This is a genomic window from Novipirellula sp. (assembly GCF_041583735.1).
Lineage (GTDB): Bacteria > Planctomycetota > Planctomycetia > Pirellulales > Pirellulaceae > Novipirellula.
This window is the reverse complement of the sequence record NZ_JBFHFD010000727.1, coordinates 1-4,106: the sequence shown is the minus strand read 5'-3', so window position 1 is coordinate 4,106 and position 4,106 is coordinate 1. Positions and strand designations below refer to the sequence as shown.

Genomic DNA, 4,106 nt, shown 5'->3' with positions numbered 1-4,106 from the left:
ACCGAGGTCTGGGTGCCGGCAACCAAGGCAACCGATCGAAAATCCATCATCGCCAAGATCCGTGGCATCCAAGCCGATGGCAATACGGCGTTGTTCGCCGGTGTCAGCAAAGGAGCCGCTGAGGTGCGGAAGTTCCTCGGAGCCGATTCGGTCAATCGTGTGATCCTATTGTCCGATGGGATTGCCAACGTCGGTCCCAAAAGTCCTCGTGAATTGGAACGACTCGGTGCATCGCTTGTCAAAGAAGGGATCAGCGTCAGTACGCTGGGACTGGGGCTGGGGTACAACGAAGACTTGATGAGCAAATTGGCCAGCGCGGGAAGTGGCAACCATATCTTTGTCGAATCCGCCGATGATCTTATTGCAGTGTTTAACAGCGAGTTCAAAGATCTGATGAGTGTCGTCGCGTGTGACTTCGAAATCGTGGCCACCGTGGCCTCGGGCGTCCGTCCCGTTCGCGTCTTGGGAACCCCAGCTGATATCACGGGCAACACGATCCATATTCCGTTGGCACAATTATACTCGCGACAAGAACGCTACTTTGTTTTAGAAGTCGAGGTGGATGCGGGAGAATCGGGGCAGTCACGACCGCTCGTCGATGTCTCGGTGAAGTACCAAAACATGACCTCCGAAACGATGGACAAATTGACAAGCAGTATCGCGGTCCGTTTCAGCGCCGAATCCGCCGAAGTTCAACGTGATCGCGATCTGGAAACTTATGCTTATTGTGCGGTTCAAATCGCAAACGAAAACAATATCCGAGCTACGGCACTGCGAGATGCGGGACAGGTCGACGATGCAAAGAAATTACTTAACCACAACACAAAAATGCTGCTTCAGTGCGCGGCGGAGTGCAAAACAAATAACGTCGATTTCGTGGTCCCCGAACTGGAAAAAAATATTGAGGTGAATCGGTATCAAGCGTTGAATGTTGATAATAACCGCGACTGGGCGCGAAACCGCAAAGTCATGCGTGGTTACCAGAACGAGATCCAGTCGCAGCAATCCTACTCGGTCGAAGTGCCGAAGTAGCGAGTCACGCCGTTGGGGAGATCGAGTTTCGACTAGAATGCAGTCACGTTGCTCGGCAGTTCACGGCAACCGCTTCCCGCTTTCCAGATATTCATGACGCACCGGCTTCTGTTTGCACTGATCGTTCTGATCGCCGCGCCGCTGGTGCTGCTGGGGTGGGGATCGTCGTCACTGCTTCGCCACCAACGCGAAGCCGCTCAGCAGCAACTCACTTCCGTGCTGCAATCCCGCTTACTTGAAATTGATCAATCGCTTGCTGAAGTGCTTGCAGGACATGCCCGACGGATCAGCGAAAAACTTGATCGACCCGGCAATCCGATCCGTAATTTCGAGGATCTCACGCGGCACGATCCGGTCGTTCGCCAGTGCTTTTTTGCCAACGCCAAAGGAGTGATTGTTTATCCACCCAAGCCGGTTGCCGACGATCCCGAGGCGATTGCAATCTACGCCGCTTTGCCGGCAATCATCGCAAGCAATCCTGATCTTGAAACTGGCGAGCGTTCACGGTCAATCGATGAAACGTCGTCCAAGAAACAGCAAATGCGATCGGAATCGGCGGCTTCCAAGTCCGCCAGCAAGCCCACCGCGACGACAATTCGGTGGCAGGTATGGTACATGGACGAGGGCAGTCAATTAATTTTGTGGCTGCTGAAAAGTAACGGGGATTCGATAGGAGTGTTGTTAGAGCGTGCGCGTTGGGTGTCTGAGTTGATTGCGGCACTGCCAGACGCCAAGTCGGTTGCGGTACCCGGTGCTCGTGAGCCATCGGGGCCCCAGAGACAATCGGATTCATTCAGTTGTACCTCGCTTGTCGACGAGGCGGGCCAACTCGTCTATCGCTGGGGTAGCGATCTTGAAACCACCGACGATCCGATTGCAACCGTGCCGTTGTCGCCGCCGCTATCGAGTTGGCAACTGCAATACAACAACGCGACTCCGTTGGTGGCTCATTCGGGGTCGCTTGCAACGATCCTGTCGATCTCGGGATTGGCGGTCATGCTGTTGGCGCTCGGGACGTATGTGATGAGCAGTGTCCAGCGTCAGATGCATGTTGCACGCAGTCGCGTCAGCTTTGCGGGGCAAGTGTCACACGAACTGCGAACTCCGTTGACGAATATTCGTTTGTATGCCGAGTTGGCTGAGTCTGATTTGCAAAGCGTGCCCGAGGGGCACACACGGGAATCAATCGAGCGACGGTTGAGTGTGATCGACAGCGAGAGTCGGCGGTTGGGACGCTTGGTTTCCGGCGTCTTGGAAATGGTGCGAGACGAACGAAATGTTCACGCACTGTCCCGCAAACCTACCGACGTTGACGAAGTGATCGATCAAACATTGGCCCAGTTCGCCCCCCGTTTTGACACGTTGGGGATCGAGGTGCAGCGGGATGCACGCGTCGCAGAACGGCTGAGCGTTGATCCTGATGTTTTGGAAATGGTGCTGGTAAACCTGCTCAGCAACGTCGAGAAATACGCAGCCAAGGGCAAATTCGTTCGTGTCGCTTCCTGGCGTGATGGAGATGAGTTGGTGGTGACGGTAGCGGATCGAGGGCCTGGGATCCCGCGTCGCTATCATCGCAAGATCTTCCGCCCCTTCTTTCGACTGGACGATTCGATTCATGCTCCCAGCGGGACGGGAATTGGTTTGGCGATCGCCAAGCTTGCCGCTCAGCGGCACTCTGGACGTTTGTCAATCGCCAACGCCGACGTTGGAACTGAATTTGAGTTGAGAGTCGCGGTCGATGTGAGCCGCTCCGGTAGCACCGGAGCTTGATTGTTTCTTTGCCCTCCAACGCACTGCCGTCAGCAAGCCGATGCAACTGAAAATCTTGATTGCCGAGGATGATCCTCATACCCGCGCTGCGCTTGCGGAAATCTTGCGGTCCGAAGGGCACTCGGTCGCCGAAGCCGCCGATGGCCACCAGGCAAAATGCTTGTTCGATCGCGACCGGCCGCAATTCGCTTGCTTGGATGTAATGATGCCTGGGCTAAGTGGGTATGACCTTTGTCGTCATTTCCGCAGCCTCGATCCCACCATGCCGATCTTGTTTATCACCGCCAAGGCCGAAGAGATTGACAAGGTGGTGGGACTTGAATTGGGCGCCGATGACTACATCGCCAAGCCCTTTGGCGCCAAAGAAGTCGTAGCGAGAATCCGAGCGATTGCGCGGCGAAGTATTCGAGGGTTCGAGTTGACTGCCAATCCTGTTTCTCTTCCCGAGTCTGATTTCCGCATGGGGACACTTCGCGTGATGCCTAAGAAATTGCGTGCGATGCGAGATAGGACGACGATTGAATTAACGCTTCGCGAACTGCGGATTCTACAACTGCTCGCCAGCAAACCGGGCGAAGTGGTGGATCGTGACGAGCTTTTCCGCATCGCTTGGCAAGAGACGCATCCGCTCAACACGCGAACGCTCGATCAAACCATCAGCCAATTGCGAAAGCGGATTGAAACGGATCCAAAACATCCGCAAATTATTCAAACCGTCTACGGCGTGGGCTATCGGTTCGATCCCTAAGCACACGTTCCAATGTGACTTTGCCCCTTTCGAATCGACTGAAAGGACGTGGGGCCTCCGGTGGACCAGCAAAACAAAGAAGGCTGGATCCTTCTGCGGTATCCGATCTTCCTGCCCCGATCATCTTCCTGCCCAAGCCAATCACCAACGATGTCCTTGGTCATACACCGCGGCTGCTTCGTCGTTTCTTGATTCGACCGTACTGAATCAGCGCCGTCAAAGCGGTGGGCAGAAACATGGAAATGGGCAGGAAAATAAAGAAGGCTGGATCCATCTGCGGTATCCGATCTTCCTGCCCCTTACATCTTCCTGCCCAAGCCAATCACCAACGATGCCCTTGGTAATACACCGCTGCTGCTTCGTCGTTTCTTGATTCGACCGTACTGAATCCGCGCCGTCAAAGCGGCGGGCAGGAATATGGAAATGGGCAGGAAAATAAAGAAGGCTGGATCCATCTGCGGTATTCGATCTTTCTGCCCCGATCATCTTCCTGCCCAAGCCAATCACCAACGATGGCCTTGGTAATACACCGCGGCTGCTTCGTCGTTTCTTGATT

4 protein-coding genes are annotated in these 4,106 nt (G+C 54.7%); 3 read left to right on the top strand and 1 reads right to left on the bottom strand.

The features are described from left to right. The 3 genes from ABX962_RS31715 to ABX962_RS31705 form a co-directional block, all read left to right on the top strand. Window positions 1–1,032 (top strand): VWA domain-containing protein (locus ABX962_RS31715; RefSeq protein WP_372725613.1); only part of this gene is annotated, 1,032 nt, incomplete at its 5' end. Window positions 1,033–1,125: 93 nt separating this feature from the next. Then, entirely contained in the window at window positions 1,126–2,802 is a 1,677-nt protein-coding gene (locus ABX962_RS31710) for a sensor histidine kinase (protein ID WP_372725612.1), read from the top strand. Window positions 2,803–2,842: 40 nt separating this feature from the next. Then, window positions 2,843–3,550 carry a response regulator transcription factor gene (locus ABX962_RS31705; RefSeq protein ID WP_372725610.1) on the top strand — a complete coding sequence of 236 codons (708 nt, stop codon included), beginning with the start codon at window positions 2,843–2,845 and terminating at the stop codon, window positions 3,548–3,550. Window positions 3,551–3,766: 216 nt separating this feature from the next. Here the strand turns inward: ABX962_RS31705 and ABX962_RS31700 are convergent. Further along, window positions 3,767–4,106: hypothetical protein (locus tag ABX962_RS31700; protein ID WP_372725608.1), on the bottom strand; the 340-nt coding region annotated here is incomplete at its 5' end.

Excerpts from the sequence above, each read along its gene's own strand:
- ABX962_RS31710 (WP_372725612.1), top strand. The coding sequence starts at position 1,126 with ATGACGCACCGGCTTCTGTTTGCACTGATCGTTCTGATCGCCGCGCCG.
- ABX962_RS31705 (WP_372725610.1), top strand. The coding sequence starts at position 2,843 with ATGCAACTGAAAATCTTGATTGCCGAGGATGATCCTCATACCCGCGCT.